General features: G+C 59.2%; 19 protein-coding genes and 2 pseudogenes. 13 read left to right on the top strand and 8 right to left on the bottom strand.

Annotated features, from left to right (window positions below):
* The first annotated feature begins 24 nt into the window (after window positions 1-24).
* Window positions 25-1,152 (top strand): sensor histidine kinase, encoded by a 1,128-nt coding sequence (locus LEPTO7104_RS0103305; protein ID WP_017297121.1) that lies wholly within the window; start codon window positions 25-27, stop codon window positions 1,150-1,152.
* 31 nt (window positions 1,153-1,183) lie between these two features.
* On the opposite strand, the gene LEPTO7104_RS0103300 is transcribed toward LEPTO7104_RS0103305, so the two are convergent.
* Both LEPTO7104_RS0103300 and LEPTO7104_RS0103295 read right to left on the bottom strand, forming a co-directional pair.
* On the bottom strand, window positions 1,184-2,050 hold the full coding sequence (locus LEPTO7104_RS0103300) for a DMT family transporter (protein ID WP_017297120.1): 867 nt from the start codon (window positions 2,048-2,050) through the stop codon (window positions 1,184-1,186).
* A gap of 9 nt (window positions 2,051-2,059) precedes the next feature.
* A complete protein-coding gene (locus LEPTO7104_RS0103295; RefSeq protein ID WP_017297119.1) occupies window positions 2,060-2,674 on the bottom strand; it encodes a class I SAM-dependent methyltransferase in 615 nt (204 codons plus the stop codon).
* 165 nt (window positions 2,675-2,839) lie between these two features.
* Between LEPTO7104_RS0103295 and LEPTO7104_RS0103290 the strand changes: the two genes are divergently transcribed.
* The gene (locus LEPTO7104_RS0103290) at window positions 2,840-4,390 is read left to right on the top strand and encodes a metallophosphoesterase family protein (protein ID WP_017297118.1); all 1,551 of its coding nucleotides are present in this window, start codon (window positions 2,840-2,842) and stop codon (window positions 4,388-4,390) included.
* A 207-nt stretch (window positions 4,391-4,597) separates the two neighbouring features.
* Here the strand turns inward: LEPTO7104_RS0103290 and cobU are convergent, their stop codons facing one another.
* From cobU to LEPTO7104_RS0103270, 4 genes and pseudogenes are all read right to left on the bottom strand, one after another.
* Entirely contained in the window at window positions 4,598-5,146 is a 549-nt protein-coding gene (cobU, locus tag LEPTO7104_RS0103280) for a bifunctional adenosylcobinamide kinase/adenosylcobinamide-phosphate guanylyltransferase (protein ID WP_017297117.1), read from the bottom strand.
* A gap of 21 nt (window positions 5,147-5,167) precedes the next feature.
* A complete protein-coding gene (locus tag LEPTO7104_RS42190) occupies window positions 5,168-5,563 on the bottom strand; it encodes a Uma2 family endonuclease (RefSeq protein ID WP_264307689.1) in 396 nt (131 codons plus the stop codon).
* Between the two features lie 53 nt (window positions 5,564-5,616).
* A pseudogene (locus LEPTO7104_RS43475) lies at window positions 5,617-5,781 on the bottom strand (Uma2 family endonuclease); the annotation flags it as partial.
* Between the two features lie 41 nt (window positions 5,782-5,822).
* Entirely contained in the window at window positions 5,823-7,181 is a 1,359-nt protein-coding gene (locus LEPTO7104_RS0103270) for a serine/threonine protein kinase (RefSeq protein WP_017297116.1), read from the bottom strand.
* A 223-nt stretch (window positions 7,182-7,404) separates the two neighbouring features.
* Here LEPTO7104_RS0103270 and mgtE point away from each other — a divergent pair, with 223 nt between their 5' ends.
* From mgtE to ftsY, 4 genes are all read left to right on the top strand, one after another.
* On the top strand, window positions 7,405-8,811 hold the full coding sequence (gene mgtE, locus LEPTO7104_RS0103265; RefSeq protein WP_017297115.1) for a magnesium transporter: 1,407 nt from the start codon (window positions 7,405-7,407) through the stop codon (window positions 8,809-8,811).
* Between the two features lie 456 nt (window positions 8,812-9,267).
* Complete coding sequence (locus LEPTO7104_RS0103260) at window positions 9,268-10,065, top strand: DUF502 domain-containing protein (protein WP_040695955.1); 798 nt, start codon at window positions 9,268-9,270, stop codon at window positions 10,063-10,065.
* Between the two features lie 127 nt (window positions 10,066-10,192).
* Window positions 10,193-10,870 (top strand): transcription antitermination factor NusB, encoded by a 678-nt coding sequence (gene nusB, locus LEPTO7104_RS0103255; protein WP_040695257.1) that lies wholly within the window; start codon window positions 10,193-10,195, stop codon window positions 10,868-10,870.
* Window positions 10,871-11,048: 178 nt separating this feature from the next.
* Window positions 11,049-12,674 carry a signal recognition particle-docking protein FtsY gene (gene ftsY, locus LEPTO7104_RS0103250; protein WP_017297112.1) on the top strand — a complete coding sequence of 542 codons (1,626 nt, stop codon included), beginning with the start codon at window positions 11,049-11,051 and terminating at the stop codon, window positions 12,672-12,674.
* Between the two features lie 28 nt (window positions 12,675-12,702).
* Here the strand turns inward: ftsY and LEPTO7104_RS32525 are convergent, their stop codons facing one another.
* Window positions 12,703-13,302, bottom strand: coding sequence for a Uma2 family endonuclease (locus tag LEPTO7104_RS32525; protein ID WP_017297111.1), 600 nt, complete (start codon window positions 13,300-13,302; stop codon window positions 12,703-12,705).
* A 365-nt stretch (window positions 13,303-13,667) separates the two neighbouring features.
* On the opposite strand from LEPTO7104_RS32525, the gene mfd reads away from it, so the two are divergent.
* The 7 genes and pseudogenes from mfd to LEPTO7104_RS0103220 all read left to right on the top strand — a co-directional run bounded on the left by mfd (window position 13,668) and on the right by LEPTO7104_RS0103220 (window position 18,686).
* Window positions 13,668-17,216, top strand: coding sequence for a transcription-repair coupling factor (gene mfd, locus LEPTO7104_RS0103240; RefSeq protein WP_026072331.1), 3,549 nt, complete (start codon window positions 13,668-13,670; stop codon window positions 17,214-17,216).
* 32 nt (window positions 17,217-17,248) lie between these two features.
* Window positions 17,249-17,512: pseudogene (locus tag LEPTO7104_RS43470) on the top strand (BrnT family toxin); the annotation flags it as partial.
* On the top strand, window positions 17,493-17,708 hold the full coding sequence (locus tag LEPTO7104_RS0103235) for a hypothetical protein (protein ID WP_017297109.1): 216 nt from the start codon (window positions 17,493-17,495) through the stop codon (window positions 17,706-17,708). The pseudogene LEPTO7104_RS43470 and the gene LEPTO7104_RS0103235, both read left to right, overlap by 20 nt.
* Window positions 17,705-17,956 (top strand): DUF4926 domain-containing protein, encoded by a 252-nt coding sequence (locus LEPTO7104_RS0103230; RefSeq protein ID WP_017297108.1) that lies wholly within the window; start codon window positions 17,705-17,707, stop codon window positions 17,954-17,956. Before LEPTO7104_RS0103235 ends, LEPTO7104_RS0103230 begins: the two co-directional genes overlap by 4 nt.
* Complete coding sequence (locus LEPTO7104_RS0103225) at window positions 17,953-18,213, top strand: type II toxin-antitoxin system HicA family toxin (protein WP_017297107.1); 261 nt, start codon at window positions 17,953-17,955, stop codon at window positions 18,211-18,213. The genes LEPTO7104_RS0103230 and LEPTO7104_RS0103225 overlap by 4 nt, the downstream gene beginning before the upstream one ends.
* Window positions 18,203-18,415 (top strand): type II toxin-antitoxin system HicB family antitoxin, encoded by a 213-nt coding sequence (locus tag LEPTO7104_RS37890; protein ID WP_071527172.1) that lies wholly within the window; start codon window positions 18,203-18,205, stop codon window positions 18,413-18,415. Before LEPTO7104_RS0103225 ends, LEPTO7104_RS37890 begins: the two co-directional genes overlap by 11 nt.
* Before the next feature lie 13 nt (window positions 18,416-18,428).
* Complete coding sequence (locus LEPTO7104_RS0103220) at window positions 18,429-18,686, top strand: hypothetical protein (protein ID WP_017297106.1); 258 nt, start codon at window positions 18,429-18,431, stop codon at window positions 18,684-18,686.
* Window positions 18,687-18,809: 123 nt separating this feature from the next.
* Here LEPTO7104_RS0103220 and LEPTO7104_RS36620 read toward each other — a convergent pair whose 3' ends face one another.
* On the bottom strand, window positions 18,810-20,465 hold the full coding sequence (locus LEPTO7104_RS36620) for an FG-GAP repeat domain-containing protein (RefSeq protein WP_017297105.1): 1,656 nt from the start codon (window positions 20,463-20,465) through the stop codon (window positions 18,810-18,812).
* Window positions 20,466-20,488 lie beyond the last annotated feature (23 nt).

Here is a 20,488-nt window from a genome sequence, read left to right as displayed (position 1 = left end):
CAAGGCAGAGGTAGGAGACAATCCATGAACTCTCCAGTCGACGCGAGCGTGAAGGGCGATATTTTGATTGTGGATGATACTCCCGACAACCTGCGGCTGCTGTCGGCTATGCTGGGGCGGCATCAGCTGGGGGTGCGCAAGGCGCTGACCGGACAGTGGGCGATCGCAGCCGCCCAGGTAGCACCCCCCGACCTGATCTTGCTCGACATCAAAATGCCAGAAATGAGCGGCTACGAGGTGTGCCAGCGCCTCAAGGCCGACCCTACCACCGAGGCGATTCCGGTAATTTTTATCAGCGCCCTCGATGACGCCATCGATAAGGTGAAGGCCTTTGCCGCTGGCGGGGCTGACTACATTACCAAGCCCTTTCAGGAGGCCGAGGTGCTGGCCCGCATTGCGCACCAGCTCGAGCTGCGGCGGCTTCAGGCGCAGCTGGTGGCCCAAAACGAAGAACTGGTGCGCTCGAACCGGGAGCTAGAGCAGTTTGCCTCGGTGGTCTCCCACGATTTACAGCAGCCCCTCCAGAGTATTTTGGGCTACACCAAGCTGATCAGCCTGGCCTGGCCCGACATTCAGCAGTCGCCCGCCCGGCCCTATCTAGAAAACATTTTAGAAGCCAGCGGCCGCATGCAGCAGATGATTCAAGACTGGCTGGCCTATGCCCAGGCGGGACAGGCGCAGCCCCCAATGGCCCCAGTCGACGGGAACGCTCTGATGGACCAGGTCATGCTCAACCTCAAGGCCGCCCTGACCGACACCGGGGCCGAGCTGATTTACGGCGATTTGCCCAAGGTGATGGGCAACGAGGTTCAGCTCATGCAGCTGTTTCAAAACCTGATCAGCAACGCCCTCAAGTTTGCCAAGCCCGACATGCGCCCTCAGATTACCGTTTCGGTAGACCCCCAACCCCAGGCCTGGCGATTCGGCATCCACGACAACGGCATTGGGATTTCGGCTGAGCATCTGGGGCAAATTTTTGAGGCTTTTCAGCGCCTGCACGACGCCCAGACCTACCCCGGCAGCGGCATTGGTCTGGCCACCTGCCAAAAAATTGTGGAGTGCCACGGGGGCCGTATCTGGGCCGAGTCGCAGCTGGGCCTGGGCAGCACCTTTTATTTCACGCTCCCGGCCCCCCCGAGCGACGGCGGATAAGGCCGTTGAGGCCATTCAGGCCTTGGGCTCGCTAGCGGTTGGTCAGCACCACGCCCGCTATGACCAGGCTGCCGCCCAGCAGCAGCGATGAGGTCGGTGTCTCTTGTAAAAACAGGGCCGCCAGAGCGATCGCAAACACCGGCACCAGGTTGATAAACACCCCCGCCCGCGCTGGCCCCAGCTGCCGCAGCCCGTCGTAGTACCAGCTAAAACCCACCGCCGACCCCAAAAGGCCCAGGTAGAGCAGACCGGCCCAGGTGGTGGCGGTGGCGGTGGCGATCGCGCCCCCCAGCCCCTGAGCGATCGCGGGGCCGAGCAGCAGCAGCGCCCCGGTCACGCAGGCGTAGGTGGTCGCCGCAAAGGGCGACAGCTCCGCCATCACGGCTTTGCCCAGCAGGGTGTAGCCCATCCAGCTGAGCACGCAGCCCAGCATGAACAGCTCGCCCAGGCCCACCTCCCCTTGCAGCAGTTGAAGGGGGTGGCCGTCGCTGATCACCACCGCCGCGCCGAGCAGCGAAAGGCCAATGCCCGCTAGCTTAGTGCGGCCCAGGGGGTCTTTGAACACAAGGGCCGATCCAAGGGCGATCGCCACCGGGTTGAGGGCAATGATCAGCGCCGCCCGCCCCGCCTCGACGGTCTTTAGCCCCGAAAAGAAAAACACGTTGTAGGCAAAAATGCCCGTCAGCCCCAGCAGACCAATGGGCAGCCACAGTTTTTTGGGCGGCCTCGGCAGGGTGCCCTCCAGGGTGTAGGTGAGCAGCAGCAGGGCGAAAGAGGCGATCGCAAAGCGGCAAAAGGCGGCGGCAAAAGCTCCCATGTCCTGCACCACCAGCCGCCCGGCGATGAAGGTGCCGCCCCACAGCGCCATGGTGATTAAAAGTTTGAGATAGGTGATCACGGCTTGACCCTAGCGCCTGGTGGCAACCCCTGTATAAAAATATCCCGCCACCTTGGGCAAGGTGTTGGCATAGGCGGCTTCTATCTCCACCTGGTCAAACTGCTGCCCAATGAGCTGGCCCATGGCCCGGTTGAGGTGGCACCCCCCGGCAATGCGCTTTTGCAGAGGGGTAAGGCGGTTCTGCCACCGCTGAATATCGGGTTCATCGCTGAGGCCGTGCTCCACAAAAAAGAAGCGGCCACCGGGCTTTAGCACCCGATAGATTTCGGCCAGGGCCTGCTCAATCTGGGGAATGCTGCACAGGGTGAACGTGCTGACCACGCTGTCGAAGGTGCCGTCTGCCATCGGCAGCGCCTCGCCGCTCACCATGCGATGGGTCACCGTGATGGGCGAGGCGTCAATGCGTTTTTGGGCCAGGCGATGCACCCCGGGGCTGGGGTCTACGGTGACAATCTGCTCTACCCAGTCGGGGTAGTAGGGCAAATTTAAGCCCGTGCCAAAGCCAATTTCCAGCACCTCGCCGCTCACCTCAGCCAGCACCTGCCGCCGGTACTGCCCCAGCCCCGCCCCGGCCATGGAAAGGTCGATCAGGTAGGGCAAAATTCTTTCGTTATAAAGACCCATAGGTGGCTACAGCTTCCCAGGTCACTGGGCATGGGCTAAAGGATTATTCTACACACCGCACCGCACCGCCCTGGAGCGCATCGCAGTGTTGTCTATGTCGGCTAGAACGCCACAGCTTGGCCAGGACAGGGTTATTCTACACACTGACCCCCAGCCCGCCCAGCCATGCCTCCCAGATTTGTCATTGAGCCTGCGATCGCCACCAAAATCAGCAAAATGCAGCAGCGGGTGCGGTGGCAGCACCCTGTGATCCGCGATCGCGGCATCGACCAAACCCGCCTGGTCATCGACGATAGCGGCGCCGGGGACGACAGCTTTTCGTTTTTGGTGCTGGGCGACAGCGGCACCGGGCGACACCGCACCAGCAGCCCCCAGCGGCGGGTGGCCGAGCGGCTGGTGCCCCACCTCAACTCGGCCCGGTTCACCCTCCATACGGGCGATTTGGTGTACCTGGTGGGGTCCCACGAGCAGTACCACTCGAACTTTATCAAGCCCTACCGGGAGTGGCTGGTGGGGGGCGATCGCTACCGCAAAATTGACTACAATCGCATGGTCTTTGAGCGCCCCTTTTTGCCGGTGCTGGGCAATCACGACTACTACGATCTGCCCCTCTGGCTGGGCCTGTTGACGGGCATTACAACCCCGCTGCGCTACCTGCTGAGCTCTTTTATCGACCTCGATATCAGCTGGCACGGCTCTTACCAGGGGGATGCCTATGCCAGGGCGTTTTTAGACTATCTGCGGGCGGTGCCCGAGGCCCAGTTGGGCGAGCACCTAGACACCCACTACCCCGAGTCTGCGGGCGGTAGCCGCGCCCTGACCTATCGCCCCGGTCAATTTACCCGGTTGCCCAACCGTTACTACACCTTTCGCTACGGCGGCCTCGACTTTTTTGCCCTCGATTCCAACACCTTTAACCAACCGCTGCCGCTGGCTATTACCGAGGTTGGCCGTCAAGAGCTACAGCAACAGCGACAGCGACTCGAAGCCAAAAAGGCCGACCTGCTGCGCCAGTCGGGGCTGAATGCCTTTAGCCCTGCCTCCGACGAACGAGAGGATCTCACCGAAAAAATGGAGGCCATTGACGAGCAGCTCTACGACATTGAGAAGCAGCTCAACAGCGACAGGGTTTCCATAGTAGACACCGAGCAGCTGGACTGGCTGCGCGATCGCCTGATCGCCTCCTGGCAAGACCCCTCGGCGCGCGGTCGCATTCTGCTCTTTCATCACCCGCCCTACGTTTCCGAAGGCACCAAGTGGGCGCAGGGGCAAACCCTGGCCGTGCGCTACCACCTGCGCCAGGTGCTCGATGCGGTTTTGTCCGAGGTGCAATCCCAGGCTCAGGGTAGGCCCCTGGTTGACCTGGTGCTCAACGGCCATGCCCACTGCCTCGACTACCTGCGCACCGAGGACACCGGCCACGGCGATGCCCACATTCCCTGGGTGATCTGCGGCGGCAGCGGCTATAGCCTGCGGCGACAGCGCCCCGAAGGGCCAGCGATTACCGAAACCCGCGACGGCAAGCCTCACACCGTCGCCAAGTCGCACCTATACCTGGGCCGCAGCGGCCACGGCAGCCACCTCAAGCGCCCCTACTCTGGCCTGCGGGTAGAAGTTGCCCAGGGCACCCCACCGCAAATTACCATCACGCCCCTGGTGGCCGAAAAATATAAAGGCGATTGGCAGGAGCAAGAGCTGGAGGGGTTTGTGGTGTGAATGGGGGAGGTGGGGAAGGTGAGGGAGGTGGGGAAGATGGGGAGGTGAGGAAGACCATCCCCCTATCTCCCTCATCCCCCCTATCACCCTCATCTCCCCTATCACCCTCATCTCCCCTATCACCCTCATCTCCCCTATCACCCTCATCTCCCCTATCACCCTCATCTCCCCTATCACCCTCATCTCCCCTATCACCCATCCACCCCATCACCCATCCACCCTATCCCCCACCTTTTTCATATCCACGGCATAACCGGCTACTACCAGGTACAGAGCGTCGGCCACGGTGCCTACCTGGCGGGTGAGATAGCCGAGGCGATCGCGAAATAGCCGCCCGATGGGGTAGGCGGGCACCACGCCCCAGCCGGTTTCTTCGGAGACCAGGATTACGGTGCTGGGGGTTTGCCGCAGGCTTTTGATGAGAGAACGAACGGTGGCTTGCCAGGTGTCGTCGTCCTGCTCCAGCAGGTTGGCCAGCCAGGTGCCAAGGGAGTCGATCAATAGACAGTCCTGCTCGGTGGCGGAGAGGATGGCGGCGGGCAGGGCGATGGGGATTTCTTGCAATTGCCAGTGGTCGGGGCGGCGATCGCGGTGGAGCGCCACCCGCTTTTGCCAGTCCAAATCCTCGGGATCAATCTGAGAAGTAGCTACGTAGATAACAGCCTGGCCGGATTCAGCCGCAAGGGTTTCGGCCCACTCGCTTTTGCCCGATCGCGCCGGGCCGGTGACTAGAGCAATGCGATTCTTAGATGCCAAGGGTTTGGTCTACTTTTCGAACTAGGTGAAGGAAGCCGTAAGCACCTGCCGCGCTGTTAGCTTCAAGTTTGACAGCACAGCACATTGAACCACATCGCTACCCGTAAATACTGCGTCATCGTAGCGGCCCGCCTGTAAGCAACCAACCGTCACCTGCCCTTTCAGAGGGTCAACGATCCAGTACTCAGGAATCTCTAGAACGCTGTATTCGCTGTGCTTAGCGCGGTAGTCGGTAGCCACAGTTGAGTCGCTAACCACTTCAACGACAAGCAGGGGCGGTGGATCGGTGAGTTCAATAACGGCTTCTTTGGCTTGCAAAGCCTCCCACTGCTCCATCGGCAGCAGCACCACGTCGGGAATGCGCAGGTGTCCCAGCGGGTGCTGGGGGGCGATTCCCGCTCCGGGAGGCTTTGCCAACGCACCCCAATCCGCATATCTTTTGCCGTCCAGGGCTGACTGGCCTGCCGGGCCGCAAGCTTAAACTGCTCGGTTAGAAATTCTGCGATCGCGCCGTGTAGCCCTGTGCCTATACCCATCGACACCAGGTCTCCATCCACCAGTTCGTAGCGGGTGCCGCTGCCGTCGTCGTAGGCGAGGTAGTCTGCAAAGGTGAGCTTTTGAGTGGTAGCGGCCATGGGCGAATGACCTGAGAAGCGTTGGCTTCAGTGTAAATCAGCTAGAGGCGATCACCTCTGATTTGGCGCACAAACGCGTCAATTTCGTCCACCAGCCAGGCCTTTTCGTCCGTTGTCAGCGGGGCACCGAATTTGTGCCGGTTGATGCCCTCTAGCAGGGTAATGGTGTGCACGGGACGATCGCTTTTGGTGTAAGTGGTTTGCAGCTCGACCTTGGTCAGGTCGGCGGTATGGCCCTGGCGTCGGTGCGTCCACCCCAGCAGGCGGCGGGTGAGGGAAAACTGCTGGCGATCGATGCGCAGGTAAAAGCTGGCCAGCATAATGTTGACTACGCCCACGACCATACCCAGGCCCGTCAGCCAAAAGGGCGCGATCGCCAGCAGGGCAAACCCGGCTCCCGACGAAACGACGTTGACCGAGATATAGGCCAGAATTCCGTTCCACAAGACGCTGATAATAACTAGGCCCACAGAGCTCCGCAGCCCAGGGGGTGGAATGTCGATGATGAGTTCCCCAGGCGATTTCTGCACCTGCACGCGGGTACCCGCCGGAGGGCGAAGGGTCAGAGGGCGCGGTGAATCGGCGGGGACCAGAGGGGCGGGCTGGGTGAGGGCCGCCAGGGCCACCTGGGCCGAGGCAAAGCGGTCTTCCACCAGGGGATCGAGCAGCTGGTCGAGCCAGTCGGCGAAGGATTTAGAAACCGAGATGTAGGGACGAAAGTTGATCCGCAGTCGCTCCTGGGGCAGGTCGGCAGGAGACTGGTGGGTGAGCAAAAACAGCAGCGTTGCCCCCAGGCTGTACAAATCGGTGGCGGGCACCGCCTGGCCGCGAAACTGCTCGGGGGCCATGTAGCCGTAGGTGCCCACCACGGTGCTGCCCTGGCGATCGCGAAGGACGGTCTGCACCGCACCAAAATCGACCAGGTACAGCTGGCCATCGTCGCGGCGAATGATGTTTTGGGGCTTGATGTCGCGGTGAATGACCGGCGGGCTGAGGCCGTGCAGATAGACCAGCACTTCAAGAACCTGGGCGGCGATGCGGCGGGCTTCGGCTTCATCGACCCGGCGGCCCGCCTCTATCCAGTCGGCCAGGGAGGTACCCTCGGCCAGGTCCTGGGCCAGGTAAAACCAGCGGTTGTCGGCGGTATCGACCTGAAAAAAGTCGATGTACTGGGGAATAGCAGGATGGCTGAGGGTCTTGAGGATGCGGGCCTCGCGCTCAAATAGCTCAATCTTTTTCCAGTCTTGCAGGCCGCGCAGGGAGAGTTCTTTGAGGGCGATCGCGCGGCCCGTTTCTAGCACCTCGGCGGCGTAGGTGGTGCCACTGCTGCCCTGGCCCAAAGGTTGCAGAATGCGGTAGCGCCCGTCGACGATCTCGTTGGTGGCCCGTGCAAAGTCCATGGGGTTGGGGTCTAAAGCGGCCTCTGTTGTCCCATTATGCCCCCCGCCAGCGATCGCCGCTGGCGGAGACTCACCCCTGCCGCTCGATGCCCTGGGACCAGGCCCATTGAGGCCAGCCGCAATCCCGGGCACTCTGTTTATTGAGGCTAAGAGAATAATCCTGACAGTTTGGCTTCTCTAGGCGACCAGGGGCCACTAGACTAGAGGCAATGATGTAGCCGGGATGCAGGCGTTGAGCGAAACGCAGAACACACCAAGTGCCCTCGCCATAGACCGCAGGGAGCTGCAAGAGCTGGTGCGATCGCAGCTACAGGTGCTCTTAGAGCAGGGAAATTTGCCAGGGGCCAAAGCGCTTTTGGTGCCGGTGCAGCCTGCGGATATTGCCGAGGCCATTGAAGACCTGCCCGAGGCCATGCAGGCGATCGCCTTTCGGCTGCTGGGCAAGGGCGAGGCGATCGAAGTCTACGAAAACCTCGACACCAGCGTGCAGCAGGCCCTGATCGAAGACTTCAAGCGCCAGGACGTGCTCGATATCGTCGACAAGATGTCCCCCGATGACCGGGCCAGGCTGTTTGACGAACTGCCCGCCAAATTTGTGCGCAGCCTGCTGTCCCAGCTCAGCCCCCAGGAGCGCGAGGCCACGGCCCAGCTGTTGGGCTACGAGGCGGGCACCGCCGGGCGGATCATGACTCCAGAGTACGTGGCCCTCAAGGAGGGCTGGACGGTGCTGCGCGCCCTCGACTACATTCGCAGCCGCGCCTTCGTCAGCGAAACTATTTACTACCTGTTTGTCACCGACGCCGCCCGCCGCATGACCGGCATTCTCTCGCTGCGGCACCTGGTCACCGGCCAGCCCGAGCAGACCATCGGCGACCTGATGACCCGCGATGTGATCTCCGTACGCACCGACACCGACCAGGAAGACGTGGCCCGCCTGGTGCAGCGCTACGACTTTCTGGCGGTGCCCGTGGTCGACACCGAAGATCGCCTGGTGGGCATCATCACCGTCGACGACCTGATCGACGTGATCGAGGCCGAGACCACCGAGGACATCTACGCCCTGGGCGGCTTGCAGAGCGGCGGCGACAGCTATTTTCAGGCCAACCTGTTCGATGTGGCCCGCAAGCGCGTGGTGTGGCTTTCTGTTTTGCTGATTACCAACACGGTTACCACCGCCGTCATTCGCAGTCAGCAGGATATTTTGCAGCAGGTGGTGGCCCTGGCGGCCTTTATCCCGCTGCTGATTGGCAGCGGCGGCAACGTGGGAGCCCAGTCGTCGACGGTGGTCATCCGAGGCTTGAATACTCAGGAAATTAGCTCTAAGCACGCCCTCTCGGTGATTCGGCGGGAGGCGATCGCGGGCACCGTTCTGGGCTTAATGCTGGGGGCGGTGGTTACCGTATGGGCCTACATACTCCAGGGCAATCTGTCTATTGCCCTCACCGTGGGCATTAGCCTGGTGGCCATTTCAATTCTGGCCTCCACGGCGGGCGGCACGCTGCCGCTGCTCTTTGATGCCCTCAAATTTGACCCGGCCCTGATGTCGGCTCCGTTCATCACCACCATTGTGGACGTGCTGGGCGTCTTGATCTACCTCACCCTGGCTCGCCATCTGCTGGGGCTAACCTAGGGGCTGTCATCCACTAATCGCCAATGACCTCAGAATCAGCGGTTACAGCCCCTAGCCTGTTGTTTGGGTCGGGCGTGGCAATGCCCATGGCATCAGGATTGTGGTGAGAATTGATGATGCGCCCTGGGGCAGAATGTTAGCCTCGCTACCCATTTGTTTTAGGATAGGAGAATGAAGGCCGTATTTTGGGTCAGGATTCGACTGCGAGGACTGTTCTTTCCCCCGGTTCTCGATACAAATGTTTACAATATTGTTTAGATCGCTATAGTTTAGGTCGTTGCAGTTCAGGTTCCCTGGCTGCCTCCAGTACAAAACTCATTTTGAACTCGCCTAGCCCGCCGTTCCGCCTTCGTAGCTTCACCCATCCCTAGCCAGCATTTTGGGATTATGGACTTAAACGGTTCGCCTACCCTGAATAACTCGCCGCTTTCGAGCCCAGATCACCCCGAGCCCTCCGTGCTTCAAAAGATCAAGCAAGACCTCAAGAACGATCTAATCGCCGGGCTGCTGGTGATCATTCCGTTGGCTACCACCATCTGGCTGACGATCACGATTTCGGGCTGGGTGGTGCGTCTGCTGACCCGCTTTCCGAAGCAGCTCACCCCCTTCGATGGCCTCAACCCCGTCCTGGTCAACGTCATTAACCTGCTGATTGGTCTATCGGTGCCGCTGCTGGCGATTTTGATCATCGGCCTGATGGCCCGCAACATCGCTGGGCGCTGGCTGCTGGATGTAGGCGAAAAGGTGGTGCAGTCTATTCCCCTGGCCGGGTCGGTGTACAAAACCCTGCAACAGCTGCTGCAAACGGTGTTTCAAGACTCCAGCACTCGCTTTCGCCGGGTGGTGCTGGTGGAGTACCCCCGCAAAGGCGTCTGGGCGATCGCCTTTGTCACCGGGGCCATGACCGCCGCCGCCGCGCCCACCACCTCAAAGATGCTGAGCGTATTTGTGCCCACCACCCCCAACCCCACTAGCGGCTGGTACGCCATCGTGCCCGAAACCGACGTGGTCAATCTGTCGATTTCCATTGAAGATGCCTTTAAGGTACTGCTCTCGGGGGGCATTGTTGGCCCCAACCTGGCGGCGGCGGTGCCCGCCGAGCGCGCTCCTGCGGTGGTTGACGGGGGGCAGTCTCCCATTTCCCTGGGGCAGGGCGGTGCTGAACTACCCTCTGAACTCGCTTCAGAAGCCGCCTCCGATCGGGCCGACTATCCCCAGCAACTTTCCGTCTTGCCGATGGAAGAAGATTGCTAAGATATAGCCTGGTTCTAGCCCAGTCCTGGGCCTACCCGGTGTTGTGCATCCGCGAGCAGAGGTGGAGCAAGCGCTGAGCAGGCTTTGTTTGGGCGTAGATTCTACATCGCTTCTGGAGATATTGACTATGCAAGCTCGCCGTATGGCCCGCGAGTTGGCCCTTTTGGGTCTCAGCCAGCTTTCTGAGAAGCCCGGTAGACTGCCCAGCAAACTGGCGGACCAAGACCTTGAGAAGCTGCTGCTGGCGGCTGTTCAAACCCTCACCGCCGAGGCCAAAGATGCCCTCGAAACCGCCTCCGATGAGCTGAAGCGGGGTAATCAGCACCTGGTCGACAGCGGCACCCGCGCCAGCGATGTGGAAAAGGGGCGAGGCATGGTCGAAGCGGCGATCGCCCTCACCCAGAACGCAATCAACCGCCTGGCCCACGCGATCGAACTGCCCGAGTTCATTCGCCTCAGCAACCAGTCTGAGATTGAAGCTTTTGCCCTGGAGCTGCTCAGCAACACCGTCAAACACCAGAGCGACGTTGATGCTCTGCTGGATGAGGTGATGGTGGCCTGGAATCTCAAGCGCCTGCCCCGCATCGATCGCGACATTCTGCGCCTGGCCGTGGTCGAAATGAACTACCTGGGCACCCCCGACCGGGTCGCCATCAACGAGGCGGTGGAGCTGGCCAAACGCTACAGCGACGACGACGGCTTCCGATTTATCAACGGCGTGCTGCGCCGAGTGGTGAGCCGTGGCGAAGGGGAAGCCAACGCGATCGAGCCCAGTGAGGCCGCGCTGGACAGCCCGGTGGCCTAGGGAAGGCGAGGCGGGGAGCCGGACGGCATTGCCCAGGCGTTTGTAGATCGCAGCGCAGATTGAGACCTCGATCGCCTATACCAGGGCTGCGCTTGGGTGGAGATTGGCGAACCCGGTGGTTAGGCCCTGAGAACGATACTATTAAAAACAGTCACAACGTCCGCAAGGTAGCTCTGATATGTCTGGGTTCAACTGGTTTCAGCGCAGTTTTGACAAGTCTAACAGCGCCGATGCTGACGCTAAAGCCCCGGCTACAAAGGCCCCTGAGCCAGCCAAAGAAGCGGCTGCCCCTGCCACCTCGCAGCTTTCCTCAGAAGACTACCTGAAGTGGGCCAAGGCCGCCTACCAAAACATTCAAAAGCAGAAGGCCGAAACCGAGGCCCAGGTCGAAGAGCCGTCGGCGGCTGAGGCAGAGGTTGAGGAAGCGGTTGCCGCCCCCGCTGAAGCAGCGGTTGATGAGGTCGAGGCGGAAGGCGCTGAGCCGGTGGAGTCCTCTGAAGGGGAGGGACTTGAAGCTGAGGCGATCGCGGCTCCCGTCCTAGAGTCCCCGCCGCCAGACGCTACTCCTGAGGCAGATATCCCTTCGGCTGAGACCGAAGCGCCCGAGACTGAAACAACCGAACCCAAAGCAACCGAACCCGAACCCGCAGCCCCGCGACCCTTCTGGGCTCAAGCCGAGGACGAGCGCCAGCAGCGCCTGGCCCAGCTCGAAGCCACCGCCATTGTGGAACCGGAGCCTGAACCAGAACCGATCGCCGCTGCCGCCACTCCCACCCAGCCCGTCCTGCTCGACATCGATCTGGACGAAGCGTTTCTCTGGTCGGCGGAGGTGCTCGCCGCCCAGGGCCGTCGGCCCGACGACATCTCTGCCGAAGAAATTACCTGGCTCAACAAGCTGCGCCAGGGGCTGAATAAAACCCGCCTTAGCCTGGTCAACCAGCTCAAGGCCATCGTTGGCCAGGGGCCGCTCAACGACGACGCGGTGATGGAGATCGAGGCGCTGCTGCTCCAGGCCGATGTAGGCGTAGCCGCCACCGACAAGGTAATCGAGGCGCTGCAGGGGCGTATGCGTGAGGAAGTGCTGCCGCCCGACCAGGCGATCGCCTACCTGAAATCCATCCTGCGGGATATGCTCGATGCCCCCCTGGGCGACGCCCACAACCTCACCTTCACCCCCGCAAAGGGCAGCTTCAACATCTGGCTAATGACCGGCGTCAACGGCGCGGGCAAAACCACCACCATTGGCAAGCTGGCCCACATCGCCAAAAAGTCGGGCTACAACACGCTAATTGCCGCCGCCGACACCTTCCGCGCCGCCGCCGTGGAGCAGGTCAAAACCTGGGGGGCTCGCAGCGGTGTGGAGGTGATCGCCAACCCAGGGCAGAATACCGACCCGGCGGCGGTGGTCTATGACGCGATCGCCGCCTCCCAGTCCCGCAACATCGAACTCTTGCTGGTTGATACCGCCGGACGCCTGCAAAACAAAAAGAACCTGATGGATGAGCTGGCCAAAATTCGCCGCATTGTCGACAAAAAAGCCCCCGACGCCCAGATCGAAGCCCTGCTGGTGCTCGACGCCACCCTGGGCCAAAACGGCCTGCGCCAGGCCGAAGTCTTTGCCGAAGCCGCCAACCTCAGCGGCGTGGTGCTCACCAAGCTCGACGGCACCGCCAAAGGCGGCGTGGCCCTGGCCGTAGTCGAGCAGCTGGGCCTACCGATTCGCTTTATTGGCGCGGGCGAGGGCATCGAAGACCTGCGGCCCTTCTCCAGCTACGAGTTCGTCGAAGCCCTGCTGAGCGGTTGATTAAGGGTTGGCCAACAGGTAGCCCCGATCACCCAAATATCTCCTGGGCCGTCACCTTTAGGTCTGGAAATATGGCCGATTCCACGATCTCAGCGTCGCGACACTGCCGTGGAGCAGCATATTCTCCGTCCACGAGACGATAGATAAACACTGTTGGCCGCTTGGGCGTCCCTAAATATCGGGCCGGGCCAAGGGCCAGGTAATCTACCAGCCAATATTCCTGCACGCCTAAACTCTCGTACTCTGCCAGCTTGTGGAGGTAGTCATCCTGTACTGAGCTGCGGCTGACAATTTCTACGGTCAAAACTGCGGGCACTTCTAATACCGCTGGGCGATCGCCTAAAGCCTCTAAAGCAGCCGACTCTGCAACCAGTACATCGGGTAGACGAGAGTCATCTTCTCCAGTGCGCTGGCCAATCTCACCGCGAATGGCGTCCCAGCTGTAGCCTAACCGCCGAATCTCAGCGCGAAAGGTATCTTCTAGAAAACGAGCAATTTTGATATGCGACCAGGCTGGCGGAGTCATAGCAACAAGCTGCCCGCGCACCAGTTCGTAGCGAGTATCGGTGCCGTCGTCATAGGCTAGATAGTCGGCGAAAGTAGCTGTATTTGATTTCGTTTGAACCATCGGGCTACCGAGGTGCAGAGCTAGGGTAATAGGCTAATTCTACTGCCGCATTAGACATGGCCCAAACTTCGATCACCTTTTGGGCACGGCCCGTAAGGGCCGCTCACGAAGAAGGGTTGGCCGTTGTTGAGGCTTAAATTTCAGGCTAATCGTGGACGCTGCTGGCTCACAGTCCAAAGGTATGGGTAAATAGGGTGGACATTATTACAATAGGTAAATGTGGGGCACCCAACCCGCTTCACGCCGCGATTCCTAGCGGGATACTCGTTTTGAGTCGCGTCCCGAACGCTTCGTAAATTGCCCTCCGCTGCAAAGTCGAGGGGTTTTTGTGCTTCTAATTTTTCTCTGTCCCTGTAGCGCTTCCTATGGCTTTCTCGTCAATCACCCGTGCCTTGCAACGCTCTCCTCTGGCTGGAGAATTGCTGACCAAGCTGGACCAGCAGGGGCTGTTAGTCCTAAATGGCGTTGCCCGGCTGCCCAAAGGCTTAGTCTCCTCGGCATTGTCCCAGGCGCAGCAGCGTCCTCTAGTCGTCATCACCGCCACGCTGGAAGAAGCCGGACGCTGGGCCACCCAGCTCGAAGCCATGGGCTGGGACACGGTACACTTTTACCCCACCTCGGAAGCCTCCCCCTATGACCCCTTCGACCAGGAGTCGGAAATGACCTGGGGCCAGCTCCAGGTTTTGGCCGATCTGCTGGCGCTGAAAGGCGAAGAATCGGCGACGCGCAAACTGGCGGTCGTCGCCACAGAACGAGCATTGCAACCCCACCTGCCGCCGGTCTCGGCCCTGGAACCCTACTGTCTGCGGCTGGAACTGAAGCAGGAGATCAACTTCAAAGCCCTGGGCCAGCGGTTGGCCACCCTGGGCTACGAGCGAGTCACGGTGGTCGAAACCGAGGGCCAGTGGGCCCAGCGGGGCGACATTATCGATGTGTATCCCGTTGCCTCGGAGCTGCCGGTGCGGCTGGAGCTGTTTGGCGACGAGCTGGAGCGGCTGCGGGAGTTTGACCCGGCCACCCAGCGATCGCTCGATGCGATCGACCACCTGGTGCTCACCCCCACCCAGTACGGCCCTGTGATCATCGAAAAATTGAGGGAGCAGGGCCTATTAGATGATCTGCTTTCGGAAGCGGCTCAGGAAGGTTTGGAAAGCGGCATTCTGCCGGAAGGCACCCGCCGCTGGCTGGGGCTGGCCTTCTCGCAGCCCGCTTCCCTGCTGGACTATCTGCCCGAAAACAGCCTGGTGGCGGTGGATGAGGTGGATCAGTGCCAGGCCCACAGCGATCGCTGGCTGGAGCATGTGGAGGAGCAGTGGCAGGAGGTTAGAGGTGGAGAGTGGGGAGATGGGGAAGGTGAGGGAGATGGAGAGGAAGACTCATCCACCCATCCACCCATCCACCCATCCACCCTCTCGCTTCCCAAAATTCACCGCCCCTTTCTCGATGCCCTGGGCGATGCCGAAGTTTTTCCCCGCCTGCACCTGTCTGAAATTGCCGAGGCTAACAATGGACTAAACCTGGCCAGCCGTCCAGTGCAGGCGATTCCGCACCAGTTTGGCAAGCTGGCGGAGACGATCAGAGGTGAGAGCAAGCGCAAGTATGCCGTCTGGCTGGCCTCTGCCCAGCCATCACGTTCCGTGGCGCTGCTGCAAGAGCACGACTGCCCGGCCCAGTTTATCCCCAACCCCAGAGATTTCAACGCGATCGACAAGCTGCACGCCCAGCACGTGCCGGTGGCGGTGAAATACTCGGGCCTGGCGGAGCTGGAGGGCTTTGTGCTGCCCACCTTCCGCATTGTGGTGGTGACGGATCGGGAGTTTTTTGGCCAGCACACCCTGGCGACGGGCGGCTACGTGCGTAAGCGCAGGCGGGCCGCCTCCAAACAGGTGGACCCCAACAAGATGAAGCCGGGGGATTTTGTCGTCCACCGCAGCCACGGCATCGGCAAGTTCATCAAGCTGGAAAGCCTGGTGCTCAACCAGGAAACCCGCGACTACCTGGTGATTCAGTACGCCGACGGGCTGCTGCGGGTGGCCGCTGACCAGGTGGGGTCGCTGTCGCGCTACCGGGCCGCCAGCGGTCAGGCCCCAGTGCTGAACAAAATGACCAGCACCGCCTGGGAGAAAACCAAGGGCCGGGCCAAAAAAGCGATTCAAAAGGTGGCGGTGGATCTGCTCAGGCTTTACGCCCAGCGGGCCAAAATGGAGGGCTTTGCCTACCCCGCCGACATGCCCTGGCAGCAGGAATTGGAAGACTCCTTCCCCTACCAGCCCACCCCCGACCAGCTCAAGGCAGTGCAGGATGTCAAGCGCGACATGGAAAGCGATCGCCCCATGGATCGCCTGGTCTGCGGCGACGTGGGCTTTGGTAAAACCGAGGTCGCTCTGCGGGCCATCTTCAAAGCCGTCACGGCAGGGCAGCAGGTGGCGCTATTGGCCCCCACCACCATTCTCACCCAGCAGCACTACCACACGCTGAAGGAGCGCTTTGCCCCCTACCCAATCCAGGTGGGCCTGCTCAACCGCTTCCGCAGCCTGAGCGAGAAAAAAGACATTCTGCAGCGGCTCAAGACTGGCGAACTGGACGTGGTGGTCGGCACCCACCAACTGCTCGGCAAAGGCGTATCCTTCAAAAGCCTGGGCCTGCTGGTGGTGGACGAAGAACAGCGCTTTGGCGTCAACCAAAAAGAGCGGATCAAAGCCCTCAAAACCCAGGTGGATGTGCTCACCCTCAGCGCCACCCCCATTCCCCGCACCCTCTACATGGCCCTCTCTGGGGTGCGCGAAATGAGCCTGATCACCACGCCGCCGCCCTCGCGCCGCCCGATTAAAACCCACCTGTCGCCCCACGACCCGGAGGCCATTCGCACCGCCATTCGCCAGGAGTTAGACCGGGGCGGCCAGGTGTTCTACGTGGTGCCCCGCGTCGAGGGCATTGAAGAAACCTCCGCCAAGATCCGCGAGATGGTGCCAGCGGCCCGGATCGCGATCGCCCACGGCCAGATGGACGAAGGCGAGCTGGAATCGACCATGCTCACCTTCAGCAACGGCGATGCCGAGGTGCTGCTCTGCACCACCATCATCGAGTCGGGCCTCGATATTCCCCGAGTGAATACTATTCTGGTCGAAGACGCCCATCGCTTTGGCCTCTCCCAGCTCTACCAGCTCAGGGGTCGGGTGGGCCGGGCGGGCATTCAGGCCCACGCCTGGCTGTTTTACCCGAAAAAATCCCTCACCGATAAGGCCCGTCAGCGCCTCCGCGCCATTCAAGAATTTACCCAGCTCGGCTCCGGCTATCAGCTGGCCATGCGCGACATGGAAATTCGCGGCGTCGGGAATTTGCTGGGGGCCGAGCAGTCGGGCCAGATGGATGCGATCGGCTTTGACCTCTACATGGACATGCTGGAAGAAGAGATCGCCGAAATTCGCGGCCAGGATATTCCCAAGGTGGAAGACACCCAGGTGGATCTCAACGTCACCGCCTTTGTGCCCAACAACTACATCCCCGACCTGGAGCAAAAGATGGGGGCCTACCGCGCCCTGGCCAGCGCCAGCAGCAAGGTAGAACTGGTGCAGATCGCGGCGGATTTGAGCGATCGCTACGGTCCCATCCCCCACGCCACCGAGCAGCTGGTGCGGATGCTGGAGCTAAAGCTGGTGGCCAAAGCCGCAGGCTTCTCGCGCATCAAGCCCGAGGGCAAGCAACACGTGGTGCTCGAAACCCCCATGGAAGAACCCGCCTGGAAGAAGATCAGCGAAAATCTGCCCAGCCACCTGAAATCTCGCTTTGTCTATAGCGGCGGCAAGGTGGTGGTTCGCGGGCTGGGAGTGCTCAAGCCCGAAAAGCAGCTGGAGAGTTTGACCGAATGGCTAGGGTATTTGCAGGGGGCGATCGCAGAGCCGCTGGCTAGCTAAACTAGGAGCACCCTACGACGAAACTTGAGTAGGATCCAGCTAAAGCAGACAGCAATTTTAGAAAGCATGGTGTTAGTTTTGAGGAAGCCAAAACTGTCTTTGCCAACTCTCTAGCCGTAATCTTCGAGGCTCCAGTCCACTCAGTTGGTGAGCAGCGTGAGATTATCATTGGCCATTTCCAGCGGAATCGATTGCTGCTAGTTGCCTTTAGTGAACAACCTGGCAAAATTCGTATCATTAGTGCCCGTTTAGCCACCCAACCAGAGCGTGAGAATTATGAACGAAATGGCCTCTAACCCCATGCCAAGCTCTGAAGATGATCTTCAGCCAGAATATCGCTTTGACTACCAAAAAGCGAAGCCCAATCGATTTGCCGTTAGAAATGATGTAGAAAAGCTCAAAGTTGTTGTTTTAGACGATGATGTGGCTCAGGTGTTTACGACCTCTGAAGCAGATAACAAAGCCTTGCTAGAGAAAGGAGCAAATCCATGAAGATCCATTACCCGCTCTTTTCGCAGGTTGCCCTAGCTGAAGATTTGCCAGAGCATCACCTCAAGCGGGGGTATATTACTATCGTGGTAGAGCGTTATCCCATGCCCGACGACGAAGACGACGGCTATAGCCTAGAAGGGTTTGGGGTGCCAAATATAACGATTGAAGTATCGGCCTCACAAATTATTTCTGTGAGACAGCGGCAACAAGCTAGCGCTTCGCCTTTCGGCCTGGGTAGAGAACCGTGAGCCAGCGAGATAAGCTACTGGTCAAGATTCTTCTGGGAATGTCTGATGCCAATATTGACTTCGATTCGCTTTGTCAACTACTACGCACCCTTGGCTTTGCCGAGCGAATACGCGGCAGTCACCACATTTTCTCTAAAGAAGGTATTGAAGAGATCTTAAATCTTCAGCCAAAACAGGGCAAGGCCAAGGCCTATCAAGTTAAACAAGTTCGCGACTTGATTTTGAAATATAAATTGGGAGATAAAAGTGTCGATTAAATACGAACTTATAATTTACTGGAGCGCAGTTGATGAAGCCTTTATCGTTGAAGTTCCTGAACTTCCCGGCTGTGTCGCAGACGGAGAGACTTATCAAGATGCTGTCAAAAACATAGAAACCGTTATTCAAGAGTGGATTGAAACGGCACAGGAAATGGGTCGCCCTATTCCAGAACCCAAAGGGCGGCTACTTTTTGCATGATTAGCTAAACACCATGAACAACAGTCAACTGCGCCAGGCTATAAATCATTACCTGGATCGACTGTCGGGCGATCGCCTCCGCCTAATCTCTGACTTCCTCAACTTCCTTGTACATGCCGAGCAAAAGGACCAACCCCAGATCGCTGAATCTACCGACTTCCGGTATCCATCGGGTGATTCTATACTCAGCCATACCGAAACTTGGGAAGGCTCAGACTTTGAAGGCTGCCTAGAAACCGTCTACGAAACCCGCTCCCAAATCCAGGCTTAGGCGATACATCTGCTCGATACCAACCACTTCAGCCGGATGAACTGCTGTCTGAATATCGCTCCCAGTCATAATCCGCCTAAATGCTTAGGTATTGAAATTGCCTTAGCTATTTTCTGCTTAGCCCTATACGGTTGGTGTCCACCCGGCGGTAGGATCTACCGCAGGCAGCAGTACACCGCTGCTGAGGGTCGAGCCATCCATCAGCCAAACAGCATTTTCTCCACTCGATTCGTTTTGCCAGAGAATGTCTGATTTGCCATCCTGGTTAAAATCAGCAGCGCCTTGGGCGTGCCATCCGACTGCTGCTGCCGTGGTTTCAACACCCTCAATAAGGTTAGTTCCATCCATCTTCCAGAACACATTGGTGCCCGCAGTGCGGTGCCGCCAAAAAATGTCCATATTGCCGTCGTTGGTAAAGTCTCCCACAGCCCCGATTTCCCAATTTAAGTCCACAACAGGAGCCAGCAATTCGCCAGAAATGCGGCTGGTGCCGTCCATAAACCAGACGGCGTTGTCCCCTGAACTGGCGTTTCGCCAGACCAGATCGTCCTTGCCATCGTTGTTGAAGTCTCCGGTTTCAACTACCTGCCAATCTGGGCCAACATCCTCTAGCAGCTCCCCAGATACCAGATTCATCCCATCCATGAGCCAGACGGTGGCCCGGTTAGTGATTTTGTTTTGCCACACCAGGTCAGCACTGCCGTCGCCGTTTAGATCGCCGATCGCTTTAATATCCCACTCTGGGTCTACTTCGGGGCCAATGAAATCTGGGCTGCCAAAGGTAGTCGCATTCATCAGCCAAAGGCCTACTTTTCCACCGGCTCGGTTGCGCCAGGCAATATCGGTATTGCCGTCGCCATTAAAGTCGGGAAAACTGCCAAAGGGTGAAGGCAGAGGATTAATGGCAACTTTGCCCAGGGTAAAGTTGGCGTAGCCCTGGTCGGTATTATCTCCAAAGAAAAGAAAGTTTTGGGTTTCGTAGGGATTAATTGAACCGGGAAAGGGGGGATCGCTGTTGGTGGGGTCAAAGCTATAGTCGCGAAGCAGCCCGGTTAGCAGCGGCGTGTTGTTTACAGACAGCGCGTAGCTGTCTCCCTGAAACGTAATGCTGTAGTGATTAGTGGCGCTAATTTCTAGAGCCGCCGTGCTCTTTTCCCCTTCGCTGGCCGCATTGAGGTTGGCGTTTTGAATAAAAATGTAGTCGCTGTCGAGGCCAGCTTCCTTAAAGCCGAATTCGGCTCCCTTGCTGAGGTCGCTACTGATTAAGGTAAAGCTAAATCCGGCCCGGTTGGGGTTGCTTTGCTCGTAGGCGATCGCCAGATCAAACTCGACACTAAAGCCCACGGATGGGTCTAAGGTTGGGAAGGATGGATTGACGGGTACTAGACTGGCTGAGTCAAGATTGGTATTGGAAATATCAATATTTTCAAGGTCGAGGTCAATATTGTAGTTGCTAAACCCGGCGTAGCCCTGATCAGACGTCAGGGTTAAAGAGCGCCCGGTTGGAATTTTGATGACGCCACTGGAGAGGGAGTAGGTTATAGGATCGTAGCCTGGAGAAATCTGCACTAGAGTACCGTTGGTGTTGAGATTTACCCCGGTGCTGCTAGTGGTTGTAGCCAGCGGCGCAACCTCGAAAATATCGGTGATATCTGAGATGCTGGCGGGCGGAAACGCCTGAACAAAAATTGGAAAGGTGGGCAGCTGGCCATAGGTCAAAAATCCAGCCGCCAGCGGGGCTGGATTGGTGGCCGGGTCATAGAGGGTTACGGGTAACATGCAGGATTATCTTAAAAACAGCG

Source organism: Nodosilinea nodulosa PCC 7104 (assembly GCF_000309385.1).
GTDB classification, from domain to species: Bacteria; Cyanobacteriota; Cyanobacteriia; order Phormidesmidales; family Phormidesmidaceae; genus Nodosilinea; species Nodosilinea nodulosa.
This window is presented reverse-complemented; position numbering and strand designations above follow the sequence as displayed.